This window comes from Micromonospora sp. NPDC048930, from assembly GCF_043197935.1.
In the GTDB taxonomy this organism is placed as follows: domain Bacteria; phylum Actinomycetota; class Actinomycetes; order Mycobacteriales; family Micromonosporaceae; genus Micromonospora.
The window spans coordinates 53,492-71,406 of the sequence record NZ_JBICUB010000027.1 but is presented as its reverse complement, the minus strand read 5'-3'; the positions used below and the strand labels follow the sequence as shown (position 1 = coordinate 71,406).

Sequence of the window (17,915 nt, the reverse complement as noted above, 5' to 3'; positions counted from 1 at the left end):
GAACCGCCTCACCGCCATCGACGGCCAAGCCAACGTCGCCTGACCTGGTCCCGTTCATTCGTACCTACCTGGACCCACGAACTCGTACGCCGACACCAGGTGTTGCACCATAGGCACGACCAGCACAGGTTCGTAATGTTGTTGGAGCCGCCGTTGAAGCGGGCGAGGCGGTGGCCGAGGGAGCCGATACGTCTGCCGACGGCCGCCCACGGCGCCGGTCGGCCGTCGGGGCCGGATGGCCGTCGTTCGAGGGCGAGGGAGCCACAGTGCTCGCAGCGTCCTTCGGCGGCTTCGAGAACCGCCCAAACATCGGCGGCGGTGATCTTGCAGTCCGCTGGCCCGGACATGAGCCTCGCCCGATTCGCTGTGTGTGCCTTTGCCCGGCACCATCGCTGGCGTTCTTCCGCAGTGGTGTCCGCGAGATACTGGGCCCATGACCTGTAGACGAGGGCCGGCTTTTCTGCTCCCGCGTCGTCTTCGGGTGCCAGCGGTGCCGGACGTGCCCTATCACGCATTCTCTTCGCCAGCGAGGCCGGTAGCTGCGCAGCGAACCGGAGCAACTCATCAATGGTCGGCGCCTCGCGCATGGGCTCCATGACGGCGATTCTGCGCCGTCATGTCTGACTGCCACTAGGCCCAGCATCCGCTCGCGCTGGGGCTGGTCGAAGCGCGGATTGAAGCGCGTTCGGGACGATGAGGTCAAGCAGTGTTGGCCGGACGGGTCGACGGATTTTTAGTCTCAGGCGACGAGCTGCGGTGCGGGTGTGAGGTTGAGTCGGCCGACGGCGTCGCGGAGATCTTGGGGCCAGATCCACAGCCGGTACTCGGGGTCGATGCCGAAGTAGTCCTCGGGGCCGTGCAGGGTGCGGGTGCGCATGTCGGCGCAGTACCGCTCGCGCCAGGATCGTTCGTCGACCGTGAGTGGCTGGTTGTCGACTTTCCTGCGGGTGATCTGGAACAGCTTCTCCATGGCCCGGTACTCGTAGGCCAGCAGGGTCTCGGCGTTGGCCCAGATCCCCAGCCCGTTGGGTCGGGCGTCGGCCGCGGCGTGGATCAGCAGGGCCAGGTCCTCGGCGCCGGGGATGGACGGGTAGATGACGAACGGTGCGGCCCAGCCCGCGGTGACGAGGTCGAGGTTGAACGTGGGTCGCTGCTGCTTGGGGATCTCCCGGCGTTCCTTTTCGCTGTAGTCGGGGGCGACGTAGGCCAGCAGTCGGTGGTTGTTGTCGAAGGGGCTGTCGGCGGTGCGGATGAAGATGGCGCGTGGCTTGCCGTCGGGTCTTTCCAGGCGGGTGGTGATGTTCTGCTTGCCGAACGCGGAGGCGGCCTGGCCCTGCTCGAAGTGCAGGCTTCCCGCTCGACCGGTCTCCAGCTTGGGTAGCAGGAACTCGGCCAGCCCCGGGTCGATCGGCGCCTTGCCCTGCCGGATCCATTCGGCGAGCTGCGCGAACTCTTGGTCGATTTCGCTGGCCCGTTGCGGACTCCGGGCGGTCACCTCTGGTGTGTCCACCGACAGCATCCGCACCGGCATCCGTAGGTTCGGCGTGTCCCCATCGGTCACGTCGACCAGGGCGCGGGATCCCAGCGACGGCATGCTGGCCCCCGCCGGCGCCCAGAAGATCTGCACGGGGTCGGTCATGTTTCGCCTCCAGGGCCCTATCCGTAGGCGCCGCTGCAACGAACAAGTCCATCACGTCCAACGCTGGCCGCCGTCGGAGTGGCAGAAACCTGACCCGGGGTCCAGGCCGTCGTGGGGCATCAGGACGTCGCGGCCAACGCTCGATGTCTTGAGCTGTGCCAGTTGATGTGGCGCGGGGTGCTGGCCGGGTATGGGGTTACTCGCCGGGTTGTGGAGGGTGGGGGCCGCTGTCGCGGGCGGCTTGTTCGAGGTGGAGGAACTCGTCGATGACTCGGGCGAGGCTCTTCCTCGATCTTGGGTTGAGCTTCTCGATGGATCGGGCCATGACTCGTGCTTCCCGGCTCACCGTTTTGGGCTCGTCGTCGCCGAGGAGGTAGCCGGCGGGGACGTTGAAGAACTCGGCGAGGGCGCGCAGCGTGGTGGCTTTGGGGTTGATCCGGGGTGATCGCAGGAGGTTGCGGATGCCTTCGGCGGTGATGCGGTGTCCGCGTGCGGTGAGCTCCCGGGCGACTTCGGCCTCGGTGTAGGGCGGCCGGTCTTCGTCGCGGGCTTGGAAGAGCTCGCGGAGCCGGGTCTGGATCAGCCGGGAGGTGACGTCCTCGGCCTGGTCGGCAGGCGTGTCACTCACAAAACCCTCCCAACTGCGGTTGGCAACTTGCAAACTGCGGTTGACGAAGTGGGTGATCCGTGCTTAGCTCTCGGTATCGCTTCGGCAACTACGGTTCGGCTCGGTTCGAACTGAAGTTGGGTGGAGCGTAGCGGATCGGGGAGCCGTGCGCGACATGGCACCCCGGTTGGCGGGCGGCGGCATCAGAAGGGGGGCATGTCGCCGCCCCGGGCACGTGTGTCATCTCGCCCGTCGCACTGTCGCGGCAGCAACGACCGACCCGGTCGCGTCGCCCTGACGCCGGCCCGCTGCCGCGCAGCCCGCCTCCATCAGAGGCGGGCGTGCGGGGGCCGGATGGCCATGCTGCCCAGCTCACCGCCCCCGCCCTTCACCCCAGCGGGGGTGGGGGCGGTGAGCGGGGGGACCTGGCGGGCGGGGGAGAGGGCCCTGCCGCCGGTCCCCCGCCCCGCAGGACGTCACCGCTTGAGCCCGGATGTTCCCTGCCGGCGCGCCCCTGGCGGGGTGGTGGTCGCAGGACCGGTAGAGGCATGGCACCGGCGCGAGGACGAGGAGATGAGGCAGTGATCAGACACCGACAGGAAGGCGTGGCCGAGGGCAGCCTGCGGCTGGGCCGGCGACGGGCGGCGCGGCGCATGCCCAGACGACGTCACGGCAGTGTGAAGACCAGCGGCTTCGAGCTGCCGCTGACCTCGGCCAGTCGCAGCTTGCAGCGGCTGCGCGGCGACATCGAGGTTCTCGTCGACGCGGCGGTCCGCGAGCCCACCGCGTCGCGGCGGGCGGCGCTGGTGGATGTCCATCACCAACTGCGTCTGCTCGGCCAGCGTGTCAACGCCGCGCTCGGCGCGCCGACCAGACGGGCGCAGGACGCGCAGCAGCAGCCCTGAACCGGGGGTGACGGCGGGGTGGGAGCCGGTCGGCTGCCGCGGGTGCGGCCCAGCCCCACCGGCCGGCCAGGCAAGGCGCGTCGCGGCGAAAAGGGACCGGCGAGCGTCTGGGGGATTGGGCGGACCTGTCGGCTCGGGGCAAGTCCTTCAGCGACCGGCAGCACGAGGTCCCGACGTCGCCGGAGCGGATCAATCACGACACCGCGTCGGGTGAGGCCGACAGGCCCCTGACCGGGTGGACACGACAGTCGCAGAGATGAGCGGGGGGCTCACGTATGCGCAGCGAAGATGGACAGCAACCACGCGGGGTGGCGCCGGAGCCGCCGCGCCCCGCCGATCGGGGTGGTGAGAAGGGCCGGCGCCGGGACCGGCAGACCGTGCGTCGCCCTCGCCAGCGCAGGTGGTCGCGGTGAGCGCGGGTGCCCGCCGCCCAGTGGTGGGGGTCTACCGGCCGCCGGTCACCGGCTGCGTCGCGCGTCGTATGGAGCCGGACGCGGTGGCGCAACTGTGCCGCACCGCCAACACGGTGCGGGCGTATCTGGAGCGCACGGTGCTGCGCGAGGCCGGGATGACGTGGACCACCTACGACGTGCTGGGCCTCGTCTGCGCCCGCCAGGTGATCGAACCCCCGGCCATAGCCGCGCAGGCGGGTATTGCCAGGGCGACCCTGACCAACGCGCTCGCGGTGTTGAGCGACCGGGGCCTGGTGCGGCGTGAGTTGCACGAGCATGACCTGCGGCGGGTGGTGGTGCGGCCCACGCCGGCGGGCGCTGGGCTGGCGGGGGTGCTGCGGCGTCGGGTCGAGGCGCGGCAGGCGGAGCTGTTCGCGGCTCCCGGCATGCCGCCGGAGGACGACTTCGCCGCGGCGCTCAAGGTCCTGGCCGACCGGTTCCGTCCCGAAGACGGCTCCGCGGGTGAGGGCGGTGGGCGGTGACCGGCGGCATCGGCACCGCGCGGGGGACAGCCCTGTGCGTCGGCGCTGTCCTCGGTCCCGGAGTGTTGGTCCTGCCGGCGATGGCGGTGCGTGCCGCCGGCCCGGCGTCGCTGCTGGCGTGGGCGGCGCTGTTGGGCGTGTCCGCGCTGATCGCGACGTCGTTCGCGGCCCTCGGTGCCCGCTACCCCGACGCCGGCGGGGTCGCCGCGTTCACCCGGCGGGCCTTCGGTGACCGCGCCGCCGCTGTCGTCGGTTGCTGGCTGTATGCGGCGGTGCCGGCAGGAGTGGTCGCCGGTGCCATCGCAGGCGCCCGCTACACCGCCGCGGCGCTGCACGCCTCCTCGGCGGTGGCCGTCGGGATCGCGGTGGCGCTGCTGGCCGTGGTGTATTCGGCGAACCTGGTGGGGTTGTACCTGTCCGCGCGGGTGCAGCTGGTCCTGACCGGCGTGCTGGTGGGTTTGCTCGTCGCGGTGGTCACCGTGGCCGGACCGCGCGTCGACCTCGAGCGGATAACCCCGTTCGCGCCACACGGCATTGCCGGGATCGGCAGCGCCGTGGCCGTGCTGTTCGTGGCTATCTGCGGGTGGGAGGCCACCGCCAGCCTGTCGGCGGAGTTCACTCATCCCCGGCAGGTGCGGCGTGCGGCCGACGCGAGCCTCGCGGTCATCGTCGTGCTCTACACGGGCCTGGCCGTCTGCACCGTCGGGGTGCTCGGCGACGAGGCGGGCGACACCGCGGTGCCGTTGATGCGCCTGCTCGCCCCCTCCGACCGGCCGTGGGCGGCCGGGGTGGTCGCGGTGGCGGCGGTGCTGTTCACGGTGGCTGCCACCGTCACCTTCGTCGCCGCCGGCGCCCGCGCCGGGGTGAGCCTGGCCCGCCACGGCGTCCTGCCCGCTCGCCTCGCGGTCATCCGCGGCGGGGAGCCCCGGCGAGCGTCGCCGTGCAGGCCGGCGCCGCCGCGATCGTCGCGGTGGCCGCCGCCGGGGCTCCGCGCGTGGTCACCATGGAGACGCTGATGCGCCTGTTCGCCGCGCTGCTGGCCTGCGTCACGCTGGTCGGTCTCGCCGCGGCGGTGCGCCTCCTACCTACACCACGCCAGCGTGCCTGCGCCGCGGTGGCCGCGCTGGCCGTCGCCGCCGTCGCCGTACTCAGCGGAGCGTTCCTGCTCGCCCCCGCCGCCGTGGCCGCCGCCGTCCTGATGCGGCGACGCCGCACCCCCACACCCCCGCCCGACCCGGAACCGCCGGCCGTGGACATGGCGGGGCGAGACGCCGTCAGCAGCCTCCACCCGTATCCGACGGCGATGACGGCCAGGCTCCGATGACCACCCACACGCCGCCGGCCGCGACTTCGTCCACCTACGGCGTCACCCCTGGTGTGTCCGCGCCAGGGTGGCGGTGGGCAGTCCTGTACGGGCCGGCCGTCTACGGGGTCAGCGCCGCCGCCGTCGCCCTGCCCGACGCCGCCCGACACCTACACACAGTTGGACCTGGGCTGGCCTGGATCCTGACCGCCTACGCCGCGGGCGTCGGTGTCGGCGCGGTCACCGCCGGACGCCTCACCGACCTGCGAGGCAGCCGCCCGGTCCTGCTCACCGCCTCGGCCCTCCTGGCAACCGGTGCCCTCGTCTGCGCCGTCGCCTCCACCCTGCCGGCCGTGGTCACCGGCCGCGTCCTACTGGCGGTCGGCTCCGGAGCGGTCATGGCCACCGCGCTCGCCGGCACGGCCCGGCTTCCCGCCGCCCGCCGCCCGGCCGCCCTGGCTGCCTTCGGCGCCTGCCTAGCCGGGTTCTCCGCCACCGCCCCGCTGGCCGGCGCGGTAGCGACGCACTGGTCCTGGCGCGCGGCGCTGGCCCTGCCGGTGCTGTCCCTCGCCGCCGTACCCCTGTGCTGGCCCCTCACCACTCGCCCGCCGCAACCGGGACGGGTGGACTGGGCCGCCGCCGGCCTTTTCGCGGCCGTCGCCGCGGGACTGCTGCTCACTGCGCAGACCGCCGCGCAGGTCGCCGCCCCGACCACCGTGATCACCGCTGCCGCCACGGCAGCCGCCGCTGCCGGCCTGGCCGTACGCGCGCGTCGCGACGGGTTCGTCCCGCGCGGGGTCCTGTCCGCCGCCTGGTTCTGGCGCGCCGCAGCCGCCGGAGGGGGTGTGTATGCGGGCCTGTTCGCCGTTCTGTACGCCGCTCCTCACCTGCTGAGCCGGCAGGGCTACAGCACCATGAGTATCGGTGTTCTCCTGCTTCCCGGCGCGGTGGTCGGTGCGGTGCTGGCGCGGGCCGCCGCACCAGCGATCCGCCGCTTGCCCGACCGGCACGTGCTGGCCACGGTGAGTCTCCTTCTGGCCGCCGCACTGGGCTACGCCGCCACCGACCCGCGGCCCTGGGCGGTCGCGACGGCCTGCACAGCGGCGTTCACCGCGTCCGCCGTCGCGCAGATCCTGCTCACTGCGCAAACCACCACCCACGCCACGGCCGACGCCTGCGGCGGCGCCATCGGCCTGCTCACCCTCACGATCTTCCTCGGCGGCGGATGCGGCGCCGCGCTGTGCGTAGCCCTGTGGCAAACCTGCGGGCCGACCGCCGCGCTCACTGCCACCGCCATGCTGCCGGCTACCGGCGGAGCCGCAGCCTGGCGACGGCGCACGACCGATGAGCCACGGGTCGCTCGGCCGTGAACAGCATCCGAACTTGAAACTGGCCTTCCGCTGCGACCGCCTGCTCGCCGCTGACGCCGCGAGGGCCATCCGCCAACTTTGCTGGTGGCCCCTGGCGGGCCGGCGACCCTGATGACGGACAGCCAGAAAATCTCTGCTGAATCGGCTAGAAATCCTCGGCAGCGCGGTCTAGTCTTCTTCAGGTCGAGAACAGAGAGCCGTCAAGACGCAGACGGACCGCCCGGCCGTGAGGTCACGACGGGCGGCGGGGGAACGGGGCGTGTTTCACCGTTCCTCCCGAACGGCAGTAGGAGCACGTCAGCCCCGACGTGATGCGCGACGGGGCACCGCAGGTGGGGCCAAGGCATCTTCAGGGCTCCAGCTGATGTTCGCCGTACGTGTACGGGGCCATGAAGTTGCGTGGGCTCCGCCACCGGTGGACCGCACGTCAAGCAAGGGAAAGAGAAGCAGAGGAAAGGGAGGGCCGTACACCGTTGGATCGCCCGCCGTCGGCCGTCAATCCAGGCTGGGCGGACACCGCAGTTTCCATCGAACGAGAGGTGGTCTCCGGTCACGCTTATGCGATCCTCGCACCCGAAGCCTTCACTGACGGCTGGTGCGGATACGACAAGCCGACGTTCCTGTCGGCAGATGGTGTTCTGACCCGTAACCCTGGGCCCCGGCGCGCAAGCGCCGGGGCCCTCGACGTGGAGGTGACATGGGGCAAAACCCCGATGACATGTTCGGCGACGAGGACTACCCCGCCTACACCATCGGCCAAGCCGCAGAGATGCTCGGCACCTCGCAGGACTTCCTGCGCCGCCTGGACGAGGCGAAACTGATCGACCCGCACCGCTCCACCGGTGGACACCGCCGCTACTCCCGCTACCAGCTGCGCCTGGCCGCCCGAGCCCGGGAGATGGTCGACCAGGGCACCGCCCTGGAGGCCGCCTGCCGGATCATCATCCTGGAAGACCAGCTCGAGGAAGCCCTTCGACAGAACGAGAAGCAGCAGGGGACGCGGCGACAGGGCTGACCGACCCGCTCTCGGGTGAGGCCGTCGGGCGTGCCGCTGGTGTCGGTGAGCCGGCGGGCGGACCCGTCGTCCCCGCCTCGCCCCTGGCGGCCGTACCCCCGTATGTGGCGCCTCTCGGCATCCCGGCCGCCGCACCTGGAAACGGCTGATCGGCGGCGTGCGGCGCACGACCAAGGCCAGCCGCGGAACGGACGACGACGGTACGGGGTGGAACGCCGCTCATGCCGACGGCGTCGGAATCGATCACCGCTGCGAGGGTGACGGAGTTGCGCCACGCGGTCGCCGCGGCGGTCATGGTCACGCGCAGTGGTGCCGATGTGGTGGTACGTCTCGACCAGGTCGAGCCAGCCACGGCGGGCGTCGCCGTACGCGGCCGAGGCCAGGCTGGCGAGCACCACCGCCGTACCGCCGCTGGAGCCGCGCCCGACGGTCTTCGGTCGCGGGGGTCCGCTCCAACAGCGTGAGCCCGGTGGGATCAGTCGCGCTGCTCCGGGTTGCGGCGGCCCGCCGTCGGCCGGGCCTGCTCCACCGCGAACGGATGGCGCAGTCGCCGCATGGCCTCCTCGCTGCCGTCGAAAGTCACGCCCGGGCCGTCGAGCCGTTCGGCGGTCGCCGTGGGGAGAAACAACGCCGGTTGATCACTGTCGTTCGATGCCATGCGGGAGTCCCGTCTTTCAGCAGAGGAGCACATCAGGCCATCGGCATTTCTTGCCGCGCAGCCTGGTGGCAAACCCAGCGCTCACACTGGCGCCCGGTCAAGGAGTCTCGGTCGCTGGCGAGCGCCCGGCGACACCGACCATACCCGGCGTCGCCGTTCGTCACACGCCGCGGCGGGCCACCTCGGCCGGGGGCGGCGATGAACTGGCGGCAGCTCCGGTCAGCGGGGGTTGCCGGCGAACCAGTCCTTGGCCGGTCGGCTCTTGAGCAGGGCAAGTGCCACCCCGGAGAGTCCGCCGACGACCAGCGGCGTGACCATCGTCGGGTGGAAGCTGAGCTTGCCCTGCACCAGCAGGCTGAGCAGGGAGATGGCGAAGAGCCCGAAGGTGAAGGCGGCCGGTATCCGCAGCCCTTCGGCGCCGGTCCGACGCCAGGCGAGGACCATCCCACCCACCGTTATGACCGTTACCAGCAGGCAGAGCGCGAGGATCGGCACGGCGATGACGATCAGGAAAATCTTGCCGTCGCCGTCTGACCTCGCCATCGCGGCGAAGAACGCGACGCCCGCGACGAGCCAGGTGAGGGCCGTGGGCACCATCAGCAGGATCGCCGTGACCACCGCCGTCGGCGGCCGGGCCGGCGGAGGAAGCGGCGAGGGAGGGGCGTCGGGGTGAGGAGTGGTGCCAGGCGAGTGGGTCACCGGATTGCCTCCGTTCGTCGTCACGTTTCCGGGCGGCGCCAGCCGGCGCCGCCCGTCGGGTCGGTTGAGGACGCCGGCTGCTGCCCTGGCCCGGTTGGGAGCGCTCCGGCCCGTCGCCGGCGGCGTCGCCACACGAGCAGCACCGCCGTCACCACGAGGCCGAGGAGGACGAGTACGACCGCCAGCGAGAGCACCCATTCGAGAACGTTGTTCGGGCTCCCTGAGTTCTCGGCGCGCGCACGGGCCAGGGTCGGGTCGACCTCGGGCTCCTGAGCCGCCCGGCTACGGCTGCCTCTGCCGTCCGGCTCGCTGGTCAACGCCTGGCGCAGGTCGAGCTGGCCCCATCCGTAGTCGAGGTCCTTACCCGGTTTGCCGGCGTCCCGCGTGGTCTCCAGCATCCGCTTGAACAGGTCGTGCGAGTTGAGGTTCGGGTACTTCGACTTCACCAGCGCCACCGCGCCGGATACGAGTGCGGTGGCGGAGCTGCTTCCGGTGGTCATCGTGTACTGCCCGTTGGGCAGCGCGGTGAACAGGTCGTCGCTGGGTGCGGCGAGGTCGGTCTCCTCGGCGGGGATGGCGGCGATGCGGCTGGGGCGTCCGTTGCGGTCCGTGCCGGTCACGGCGAGCGCGCCGGGGTGCCGGGCCGGGCTGCTGATCACCACGTCCTGCTTGTTGCCGACAGCGGCGACGACGATCACGTTCTTCTGGTACGCCCGCTTCACCGCTCGGTCGAGGTCGGCGTCGGTCGAGCTGCCCAGGGAGACGTTGATGACGTCGGCGCCGTGGTCCACCGCCCAGTCGATCCCGGCCGCGACCGCGTCCGGCGCGATGATCGACGCGCCCTTGCGTCCCTGCACGGTCACCGGCAGGATCTTGGCCTTCGGGGCGACGCCGAGCACGCCCTCGCGGCCGCCCGGGCCGTGCCCGTGCCCGGCGATCAGGGACGCCATCGCGGTGCCGTGCCCGTGCCGGTCCTGGTGCCCCTTGCTGCGGTCGTCGTAGAGGTCCACGCCGGGGAGCACGTTGTTCTTCAGGTCCGGGTGGCGGGCGTCCACACGGGTGTCGACGACGGCGACGGTGATGCCCTCACCCTGGGTGATCTTGTGCAGGTCGGTCAGTTCGAGGGCGTCGAGGTGCCAGGCGTCCGTGCGGTCGGCGGCGTGTGCCGGCGCGACCGGCACAGCCAGGGCCGCCAGGACGCTCAGCGCCGCAGCGGCCACTGTCGACGCCGGACGGGGAACGAGGCGCATCCGCGCGTACCTTCCCTTGTGGGCCGCCGAGCGGCCGGACGGACAGGAATCGGATGGCCACGGGCCGGTCACGCTGCAGTGACGGGCCCGTGGTCGAGGTAGTCCGGCTACGTCGGAGGGACCCTGTTGGTCACCAGTCGCCGACGGCGGTGAATCCGTAGTAGCGGCCCATGTCGATGCGGACCCAGACGTAGAACTTGGTGCCGTCTTTGACGTTGGTGGCGAGGTTGCGCCACTGGCCGACGGGTACGTGGGTCCAGTAGTTGCAGGTGGCGCGTCCGTAGAAGTTGATGCAGGCGTCGAAGGGGCCGTAGTCGGTGCCGTTGCCGGTGTTGCGGATCTGGATGTCGCGGCACTGGCTGGTGGTGCGGTAGTAGCTGGGGTACTTGGGGTAGCTGATGACCTCGGGGCCGTCGTACATCATGTAGACGTCGGCGGCGGCGAGCTTGGCGCTGTACGGGGCGGCGCGGCAGCCCGCTGCCTGGGCCGGTGTGGAGACGCCGACGAGGCCGGCGGTGACGGTCGTGAGGGCGACGGCCGCCGCGGCCAGGCGGGTCAGCCGCCGGTGCGGTCGTGCGGACGTGCGTGCGGACATCTGTCCTCCCTGCTGGTTCGGATGGGTGCGGCGGCAGCGGCCGGGGGGACGTCGGCGTGCTGACGCGGTGAGGGCTCATGGCCGGGCCTCGGGTGACCGGCGGTGAGGGCGAGGCTGTACGGGTCCGGACGAAGGGCCGGGGTGGGTTGGCGGCTGCCACGCTCCGGTCGACCGGATCTCGGCGCGCACGTTCCGCCACCGCTGGGCGAGCCCATGCGTTCCGGTCTCGTCGTGTCGCTGGCGGTGGGATCGTCGCGGCCGTCATCGGTGGCCGTTTCCGGATGCGCTGTGGTCGCCGAAGACGGCGGTGTCGCGGCCGTGCAGCAGGTAGGGGGTGCCGGGCGTGGCGCCGGTGCCGGGCCGCTCGCTGCCGAGCATCCGCACGGCGAGGCGGTGATGGGTGCGCCGCCACTGGTGCACGGCGGCGGTGAACTGCCGCATCCCGTCGGCGAGGAGTGGGACCTCGGCGACGGCGCGGTGGTCGGCGCGGATGGAGTTTAGGGCGTCGTCGAGGCTCGTCTGCCCGCTGCGGATGCGGGCGTGCACGTCGGGCACGGACAGGTACGCCACCGAGTGCAGGCGCTCCGGGTCGGGTGTGCGGCACAGCGACTCGACCAGCTTGTAGGCGCGGGACTGGATGGCGCTGGCCCCGTCGGTGTGCACCCGGAAGCGGTGGAATGCCCGCGGTTGCATGGTGGCCAGCAGCGACCACAGCGGCGCGGTCTCCCGCAGGAGCGCGGCGGCGAGGGACAGGCGGATGCCGGCCGCGGGCAGGCGGTCCTCGGCGACGGCGGTGACGACGGCGGTGAGGTCGACAGCGAGGAGCCCGAAGGTCAGCTCGAAGGCTTGCAGGACCCGGATGAACGTCCACTCGTCGTGGACGCTCGACAAAGGCAGCATGGTGGTCCGCAGCGTCAGCCGGTCAGCCGGGGTGCGGTCGATGCCGACCATGGCGGTCAGCCGGCGGGCCAGCGCCACCGGATCGTCGACGGCACGGACGTCGAAGCTGAGCCGGCGCAGTGCGGGGCCCGTGGCCCGTACCGCGTGTCGCAGGCGTTTGCGCACCACCAGCGGGTCAGGGCGCAGCTGGGGCAACGGCGTGCCGGTGCTGTCGAGGGCGCGCAGTTCGAAGGCGATGAGGTCGGACAGGAGGAGGACGTGGAAGCGGTCCCGGCAGGCCAGCAGCCGGTCTGCCGGTTCGGTGCTGTGGTCCGGGTCGGGGATGGGCAGCAGGGACAGGGCGAGGTAGGTGCGGTAGTCGAACCGGCCGTCGACCTTGTCGAGCGCGGTGTCCAGGAACGCGGCCAACTGCCCCCGCGGCCCGGAAACGTCGTGCAGCCGCTCACGGGCTGAGCGCAGCAGCGCCGTCCACGCCTCGGGTACGGCCTGCTTGCCGTGGTGCTGGTGGACGTCGACAACCCGGTCGTAGGGGAAGCGGTGTGTGGTGGGCCGATGCTGGGCCAGCCACCGGTGCAGCGGTTCGGGGTTCATCGGATCCCTCCCGGTCGGGTGCAGCTGCGGTGCCGGTAGGCGGCGATCGCCTCGCACGCGGCGTCGATGTCGCCCGCGGTGGTGTAGGCGTGCATGGCCAAGCGCAGCACCCCGCTGCGGGGCGCGGCGATGACCCCGCGGTGCCCGAGCCAGGCCGCCATCGCCTCCGCGTGCGGCTCGACGAGCGCCAGGTGCGCGCCCTGGGCATCGACCTGGCCTGCCAGGCGCACGACCTCGCCCTGAGCGGCCAGACGCTGCGCGGCCGCGGCGATCAACCGCTGGGTGTGGTGGCGGACCTGCCGAAGATCGAGACCGCCGACCAGGGACAGTCCGGCGACGGCGGCGTACACCGCTGCGGCGGCCGGGGTGCCCGTCTCGTACCGGCGGGCGTGCGGGGGTGAGTCCAGGACGGTGGCCCGCATGGCGTGGGGGTCGGTGCGGCCGAGCCAGCCGGTGAGCGCCGGCGCCGGGCCGCCCGGATGCCGGACGTAGAGGAAGGCCAGGCCAGGCAGCCCGAGCAGGTACTTGCCGGTGCCGGTTACCAGGTAGTCGCAGCGCAGCCAGTCGACGTCGAGGGGCATCACGCCGGCGGCCTGGTAGGCGTCCACGAACACTGCCGCGCCGGCGTCGTGGGCGGCGTCGGCGATACGCGCCACGTCGAGGCGGATGGCGTCGCGGTAGGTGACGGCGGGCACCGACACCAGCCCGGTGCGGGGCCCAATCTGCGAAAGATAGTCGCCGGTGTTCACCGTCCCGGCGGGGGTGCCGCACCAGCGCACCCGCGCTCCCGGCTGGCTCAACCAGACGTGCGCGATTCCCGGGAATTCGGCGGGGGTGGTCAGGATGTCGCGGCGTCGCCGCCACCGGCGGCCGGCCGCCGCCTGGTGCGCGGCGATGCTGGCGTTGGGCAGGATCGCGATCTGGTCGACGTCGGCGCCGATGAGCCGCGCGAACATGCGGCGGGCCTCGGCGACCTGCTCCTCGCACGCCTGCCAGAAGCCGGGCCGGGACAGGTCGTCAAGCATCCGGGAGATGGCCTGGTCCACGTCGACGGTGCGGGGGGCGATGCTGCACGCCGCCAGGTGCGCGCCAGCGGGTGGCGTGGCCAGCCGCTGCCGCAGCGGCGCGGGTCCGGTCAGGGCCGCCGCGGTCACGGCTGCACCCGCCGGGGGCACGCACCGGGCGAGGACGTTTGCGTCAGTGCGGTGCGCGCTTCCCACAGCGTCGGGAACCGGCGGTGGGCGATGAGCGCGGGGAGGCTGTCGACCGGGGTGTGGCGGGTGCCGAGCACGCCCTGGCCGATGACCCGGGTGGCGACGCTGTAGTGCTCGGTGCGCCACAGCGCGATCCGCTCGTCGAACGCCACCAGCGCCTCGGCGAGCCGGTACAGCGGATCCGACGGCTGACCCCGGTACAGGTCGGCCGGCGTCAGGCGAAGTGAGGACAGCAGCCGGCTGAACGCGATGTCCAGCTCCGTGGTCGCCGAGCGCAGCAGCCGCCACCCGGGGGACTCGAACCCGGACCCGTTGCCCAGCGCGCGGCGGATGACCGCGAAGTGCGCCGGGGGCAGGGACCGCAGGATGCGCAGGTGCTCGGTGATCAGCCGCAGCGCCTCCGCGGCCCGGTGCACGAGCAGTTCCGCCGCGCCCGCCTGCCCCGCGCTCAGATGCGTCAGCGCGCGGGACAACAAGGAGCGGGTGAGCTTGAGCCACAGTTCGCTGCTCTGGTGCACGATCTGGAACAGCAGCTCGTCCGGGTGCACCCAATCCACCGGGCTCTTCTGCAACGCCAGCAGCTCGTCGGTGCGCATGTAGCGGGCGTAGTCGGTGCCGCCGGTCCCCGGCAGCACAGCGGGCAGCGATGACACGGGCATCTCACGGCCTCCAGACAGTGGGACAGCAGGACGGCGAGGTGCGAGCTTGCTCAGGCGCGCAGCGCGTCCAGCGCTGAGATCGCGGCGGCGCGTAGCCCGCCGGTCAGGTCGCCGGGCAGGTCGGCCCCGGGGCGCAGCGGCGCCGCGGTCACCGTCAGGTACAGGTTCGCGTCGTAGGTCACCACGGTGAGGCCGGTCGCCTCGTCGGTGTAGGTGTAGGCGGTAGCGCCCAGACCGGTCAGCTCGGTGACCGGTCCGCTGCCCTGCTGCACCTGACGCAGCCCCTCGTACATCAGCCGGCCAGAGTCGGGCGCGCCGACGTCCGCGCGTACCGTCACCACCACACCGCCAGGAAGGCGCCCGACCGTGACCGAACACGCCAGGCTGGCGAGGCTGCCGCCCGTGCCTGAGGCATCGTGCTGGTCGCTGACCTGCCCGACCAGGTCGGCGACCGCCCGCAGGTCGAGCCGTGTGCACAGCGCGCTGACCGGCCGGTAGGAGGCCGCGGGAGACGGGCTCGACACCGGCGCGCTCGAGTGGCCGGCCCCGGCGGGCGACGTCGTGCCGGCAGCAGGGGAGGGCGGGTCCGCGGTCGTGGCGCATCCCGACGCGACTAGTCCTGCGACGCCGAGGGCCCCCAGCACGGCCGCCGGCCGGCTCGACCTCACCGCCGACCGGCGTGACAAACCCGATGAAACGCGAGATGTAAACGGCGAAAGAATCATTGTGCACACCTGTTTCAGGACGCGATTGATTATCCTGCGCGCAATCTGCGGCAGGTTTCGAAAACCCATTCCTGTGGTCGGCCGGCGGTGCGCCGGCAGCGGAATCAAATTCAGCACGCCCGCCTGAGCGGTGTCCACACTTCTTGCCAGCTCTGGCAGCATCGCCCAGCCACCGATCGCTGCGGCGATAGGCGGCTGGCCTGCCCATACGACGGGGGCGCCCCCTGCCTCGGCAATGCGAGGGCGAAGATGACGGGCGCACGAGGAGACGGTCAGAGCGCCTGCATGCGCGAGGCGAAGGCAACGCGGCGCAACCCGTAGCGTCCGCCCCTTTTTTTTCAGGTCCCGCGGCCGGTGTGCCCGGCGGTGGCGGCACAGTTTCCGGCCACCGGCATAAGGGGTGGCTCGTACCTGGGGACTCGATGTCGGCGGCATCTGGGCGATCTGGGACCGCCCGTTGTCGGGCTGGCTGGCGGGAGAAGCGGCAGAGCGCCCCGCCTCTTCGAGGGTGCACGTCTGGTCGTCTTCCGGCACGGACCACTGTGTAGTCATGGCGTAGCCCGGAGGTCACGACGGCAAGTTGCGCAAAGCGACCGCGCCCGCATCCGTGAGGGCACGGGCGAGGTGGCGTAGGAGTCCGGCTCGCTGAGCCCGGGCCACCAGTCGTCCAGTGGCGCCAGTCCCGGCTCAATCAAGGTGAGGTCGTCGGGCAGAGCGGTGAGCTGCCCGTCGACGCGCAGTGTGATCGTGGCGGTGCCCGGGTGCGGTACTCGTTCTTGACCATGGCCCTGCGGGGGGCTAACCGGTCGCAGATCGGTGCGACGACGTCGTCGATCCGGTCGTCGGGAACCTGCTGTAGGACGACGCAGTACAGCAGCGCGGTGGTTGGTCGGAGTCGATCACGATGGCGAGGTCGCGGACGGCAAGCGCGTCGAGGATCAGGTAGTGGCGCAGCACGTCTTCTTTTCCGGCACGGTCGCGGGCCGGGGAGCCGCAGTTGGTGGCGTTGCGGCCCGGCAGCGGACGACGGCGGTGTAGTTACTCACTCGTAGGATAAAGAGCGTCACCCGTCCATCGACCTAAAGGTTCCCCTTGACAAGTCAGCACGAAACCGATATTCCGCCGATCAGCGCCTTGCCCCTCCTGACTGCGCAGCTAGAGGCCAGCAAGTTGGCGATACAGGCACATCTGAGTCTCCTGCCAGCGACAGATTTGCCGATAGCCGACTTGAGGGCGTTGGAACAGGAGTGGGAGGCATCCCTTCACGAGCTGCACGAGATGTTTGAGCTGCCAGGCCGAGCCTGGCTCGAGGACCCTGACCTCTCCTCGTCGAGCCGCCGAGAGGTCGACCAGTACCTGGCATTGGTCGGCGAAGTGAGGAAAATTGCTGATGAGATCGTTAGTGCAGTTCGCGCCCTTGGCGCAAAGAAGGCAGTTTGACCGGTTGGGGTAATTTTGGGCGCATGGCATTATGGAAGTTCCAGGTCCGGGTATCGGAGGAGCATGAGAAAGTGCGATTTGTCGTAAGGGTCTACCTTGGATGAATTGCGCTTGGTCGCGCGCTTCCATAACCTAGACCCTCCCCCGAGGGGGATGGGAGTCGTCGTATCGGCATAGGCGAACGGGGGGAGATGAAGGCATGACCGGGTGGCCCGGCCTGCTGGCGCTAATTCTCATTTGGTCGGCCGTTGGGTACCGGTCCTGGAGCCTGCTGCGCCATCCAAGGGGCGACACCGCATGGGCCTGGTGGCGGTCGCTTCTGGCCCTGGCGGGCGCTGTTTCCCTGTTCTATCCGCCGGGCTACAACGCCGTCTACGCCCTCACTGGGATCCCGAACGCAGCCGAAGTGGTGGGGCATTGGCTGATTCTGATCAGTGGCTGGCAGGCATCCGCAGTGCTGATCTTTTTGGCGTACGGGAAGGAACCGGCTGTCGCCCAGCGGATGCTCCGGAGGCGGGGAATCCTGGTGCTTGCCACGCTCGTAGTGGCAACGTACTTCTTCAGCAGGATTCCCGCCGACACCAACACCACCAGGTTCACCACCGTCTACGCGGATGCCCCTTTCATCAACCACTACTGGATCACGTACCTGGTGGCAGTCAACGTACTGCAAGCCGATATTGCGCGACTTTTCATGACGTACTCGTTCAAGAGCACGCGGGAAAGCTTGAGGATTGGGCTGCGGGTCATCGCCGTCGGCGTCCTGATCGGATCGCTCTACTGGGTGCACTGGATCGTCTTCCTGGTGGTGCAGAACTCGACCGGTGAGACGCCCGCCTGGCTCGACGTTTGGGGATCTGTCGCGGCGGTGGGCGCGGTGCTGTTGGTGGTGATCGGATCAACGATCCCGGTGTGGGGACGCCGGGTCGGGTTGAAAGGGCCACTGACTGCGTGGCGGGAGTTTCGGGCTCTACGGCAGCTCAAGCCGCTGTGGCAGGCTCTCACGTCTGAGCTCCCGGACATCGCTCTACGTGAGCCAGGTGACGAGCGACTGTCCTACCGGCTCTATCGGCGAAAAGTCGAAATCCTCGACGGCATGCTTGCGCTTCGTCCGTACCGAGATCCGGAAGTCGAGCGCCAGGTACGGCAACGGTGGCAGTCGCAGGTGACCGACGTGGATGATCTGGACGCAAGAGTGGAGGCTGCAATGATCAAGCATGCCCTGGCTGAACGACGTGCCGGCACCCCCGCCGCCCGGGCTGCCGCCGGCCCCATTCAGAGCGCCGTCAGGGAAGATGTCGCGTGGTTGTGCACCGTGAGCAAGGAGTTTGCCCGGCTGCAGCGGCCCGGCTCAGAGGGTAGGTGACTGCTTTGATCTGGCCTAGTTTGCGCCGAATCGCGCCGCCGGTGG

General features: G+C 70.9%; 18 protein-coding genes. 8 read left to right on the top strand and 10 right to left on the bottom strand.

The window, feature by feature from the left end; all coding sequences use genetic code 11:
- Nucleotides 1-739: 739 nt before the first annotated feature.
- The gene (locus ACGFI9_RS36000) at nt 740-1,639 is read right to left on the bottom strand and encodes a thermonuclease family protein (protein ID WP_393185357.1); all 900 of its coding nucleotides are present in this window, start codon (nt 1,637-1,639) and stop codon (nt 740-742) included.
- A gap of 196 nt (nt 1,640-1,835) precedes the next feature.
- Entirely contained in the window at nt 1,836-2,267 is a 432-nt protein-coding gene (locus ACGFI9_RS35995; RefSeq protein ID WP_393185355.1) for a hypothetical protein, read from the bottom strand.
- A gap of 560 nt (nt 2,268-2,827) precedes the next feature.
- Between ACGFI9_RS35995 and ACGFI9_RS35990 the strand changes: the two genes are divergently transcribed.
- The 6 genes from ACGFI9_RS35990 (at nt 2,828) to ACGFI9_RS35965 (ending at nt 7,773) form a co-directional block, all read left to right on the top strand.
- A complete protein-coding gene (locus tag ACGFI9_RS35990) occupies nt 2,828-3,151 on the top strand; it encodes a hypothetical protein (protein WP_393185353.1) in 324 nt (107 codons plus the stop codon).
- Nucleotides 3,152-3,560: 409 nt separating this feature from the next.
- On the top strand, nt 3,561-4,085 hold the full coding sequence (locus ACGFI9_RS35985; RefSeq protein WP_393185352.1) for a MarR family winged helix-turn-helix transcriptional regulator: 525 nt from the start codon (nt 3,561-3,563) through the stop codon (nt 4,083-4,085).
- Nucleotides 4,082-5,101, top strand: coding sequence for an APC family permease (locus ACGFI9_RS35980; protein ID WP_393185350.1), 1,020 nt, complete (start codon nt 4,082-4,084; stop codon nt 5,099-5,101). The genes ACGFI9_RS35985 and ACGFI9_RS35980 overlap by 4 nt, the downstream gene beginning before the upstream one ends.
- Nucleotides 5,101-5,409 (top strand): hypothetical protein, encoded by a 309-nt coding sequence (locus tag ACGFI9_RS35975; protein WP_393185349.1) that lies wholly within the window; start codon nt 5,101-5,103, stop codon nt 5,407-5,409. Before ACGFI9_RS35980 ends, ACGFI9_RS35975 begins: the two co-directional genes overlap by 1 nt.
- Entirely contained in the window at nt 5,406-6,758 is a 1,353-nt protein-coding gene (locus tag ACGFI9_RS35970) for an MFS transporter (RefSeq protein ID WP_393185348.1), read from the top strand. Before ACGFI9_RS35975 ends, ACGFI9_RS35970 begins: the two co-directional genes overlap by 4 nt.
- Nucleotides 6,759-7,455: 697 nt before the next feature.
- Nucleotides 7,456-7,773 carry a helix-turn-helix domain-containing protein gene (locus ACGFI9_RS35965; RefSeq protein ID WP_393185346.1) on the top strand — a complete coding sequence of 106 codons (318 nt, stop codon included), beginning with the start codon at nt 7,456-7,458 and terminating at the stop codon, nt 7,771-7,773.
- 475 nt (nt 7,774-8,248) lie between these two features.
- Here the strand turns inward: ACGFI9_RS35965 and ACGFI9_RS35960 are convergent, their stop codons facing one another.
- From ACGFI9_RS35960 to ACGFI9_RS35925, 8 genes are all read right to left on the bottom strand, one after another.
- Nucleotides 8,249-8,431, bottom strand: coding sequence for a hypothetical protein (locus ACGFI9_RS35960; protein WP_393185345.1), 183 nt, complete (start codon nt 8,429-8,431; stop codon nt 8,249-8,251).
- A gap of 219 nt (nt 8,432-8,650) precedes the next feature.
- Nucleotides 8,651-9,130: a hypothetical protein gene (locus tag ACGFI9_RS35955; protein WP_393185343.1), complete on the bottom strand. Its 480-nt coding sequence runs from the start codon at nt 9,128-9,130 to the stop codon at nt 8,651-8,653.
- A 20-nt stretch (nt 9,131-9,150) separates the two neighbouring features.
- Complete coding sequence (mycP, locus tag ACGFI9_RS35950) at nt 9,151-10,380, bottom strand: type VII secretion-associated serine protease mycosin (protein ID WP_393185341.1); 1,230 nt, start codon at nt 10,378-10,380, stop codon at nt 9,151-9,153.
- Between the two features lie 130 nt (nt 10,381-10,510).
- Nucleotides 10,511-10,975 (bottom strand): hypothetical protein, encoded by a 465-nt coding sequence (locus ACGFI9_RS35945; RefSeq protein WP_393185340.1) that lies wholly within the window; start codon nt 10,973-10,975, stop codon nt 10,511-10,513.
- Nucleotides 10,976-11,236: 261 nt separating this feature from the next.
- Complete coding sequence (locus ACGFI9_RS35940; RefSeq protein WP_393185338.1) at nt 11,237-12,466, bottom strand: tryptophan 2,3-dioxygenase family protein; 1,230 nt, start codon at nt 12,464-12,466, stop codon at nt 11,237-11,239.
- Nucleotides 12,463-13,491, bottom strand: coding sequence for an aminotransferase class V-fold PLP-dependent enzyme (locus ACGFI9_RS35935; RefSeq protein ID WP_393185363.1), 1,029 nt, complete (start codon nt 13,489-13,491; stop codon nt 12,463-12,465). The genes ACGFI9_RS35940 and ACGFI9_RS35935 overlap by 4 nt, the downstream gene beginning before the upstream one ends.
- Nucleotides 13,492-13,616: 125 nt before the next feature.
- Nucleotides 13,617-14,339: a tryptophan 2,3-dioxygenase family protein gene (locus ACGFI9_RS35930; protein ID WP_393185336.1), complete on the bottom strand. Its 723-nt coding sequence runs from the start codon at nt 14,337-14,339 to the stop codon at nt 13,617-13,619.
- A 50-nt stretch (nt 14,340-14,389) separates the two neighbouring features.
- Nucleotides 14,390-14,863 carry a hypothetical protein gene (locus ACGFI9_RS35925; RefSeq protein ID WP_393185334.1) on the bottom strand — a complete coding sequence of 158 codons (474 nt, stop codon included), beginning with the start codon at nt 14,861-14,863 and terminating at the stop codon, nt 14,390-14,392.
- Nucleotides 14,864-16,156: 1,293 nt separating this feature from the next.
- Between ACGFI9_RS35925 and ACGFI9_RS35920 the strand changes: the two genes are divergently transcribed.
- Both ACGFI9_RS35920 and ACGFI9_RS35915 read left to right on the top strand, forming a co-directional pair.
- Nucleotides 16,157-16,504: a hypothetical protein gene (locus tag ACGFI9_RS35920; RefSeq protein ID WP_393185332.1), complete on the top strand. Its 348-nt coding sequence runs from the start codon at nt 16,157-16,159 to the stop codon at nt 16,502-16,504.
- Between the two features lie 199 nt (nt 16,505-16,703).
- Nucleotides 16,704-17,870 (top strand): MAB_1171c family putative transporter, encoded by a 1,167-nt coding sequence (locus tag ACGFI9_RS35915; protein WP_393185330.1) that lies wholly within the window; start codon nt 16,704-16,706, stop codon nt 17,868-17,870.
- Nucleotides 17,871-17,915: the final 45 nt, after the last annotated feature.

Bases quoted from the DNA above. Each gene is read 5' to 3' on its own strand.
- ACGFI9_RS35975 (WP_393185349.1), top strand. From the start codon at position 5,101: ATGCGCCTGTTCGCCGCGCTGCTGGCCTGCGTCACGCTGGTCGGTCTC.
- ACGFI9_RS35970 (WP_393185348.1), top strand. From the start codon at position 5,406: ATGACCACCCACACGCCGCCGGCCGCGACTTCGTCCACCTACGGCGTC.
- ACGFI9_RS35960 (WP_393185345.1), bottom strand. From the start codon at position 8,431: ATGGCATCGAACGACAGTGATCAACCGGCGTTGTTTCTCCCCACGGCG.
- ACGFI9_RS35965 (WP_393185346.1), top strand. From the start codon at position 7,456: ATGGGGCAAAACCCCGATGACATGTTCGGCGACGAGGACTACCCCGCC.
- mycP (WP_393185341.1), bottom strand. From the start codon at position 10,380: ATGCGCCTCGTTCCCCGTCCGGCGTCGACAGTGGCCGCTGCGGCGCTG.
- ACGFI9_RS35935 (WP_393185363.1), bottom strand. From the start codon at position 13,491: ATGCTTGACGACCTGTCCCGGCCCGGCTTCTGGCAGGCGTGCGAGGAG.
- ACGFI9_RS36000 (WP_393185357.1), bottom strand. From the start codon at position 1,639: ATGACCGACCCCGTGCAGATCTTCTGGGCGCCGGCGGGGGCCAGCATG.
- ACGFI9_RS35915 (WP_393185330.1), top strand. From the start codon at position 16,704: ATGACCGGGTGGCCCGGCCTGCTGGCGCTAATTCTCATTTGGTCGGCC.
- ACGFI9_RS35940 (WP_393185338.1), bottom strand. From the start codon at position 12,466: ATGAACCCCGAACCGCTGCACCGGTGGCTGGCCCAGCATCGGCCCACC.
- ACGFI9_RS35945 (WP_393185340.1), bottom strand. From the start codon at position 10,975: ATGTCCGCACGCACGTCCGCACGACCGCACCGGCGGCTGACCCGCCTG.
- ACGFI9_RS35930 (WP_393185336.1), bottom strand. From the start codon at position 14,339: ATGCCCGTGTCATCGCTGCCCGCTGTGCTGCCGGGGACCGGCGGCACC.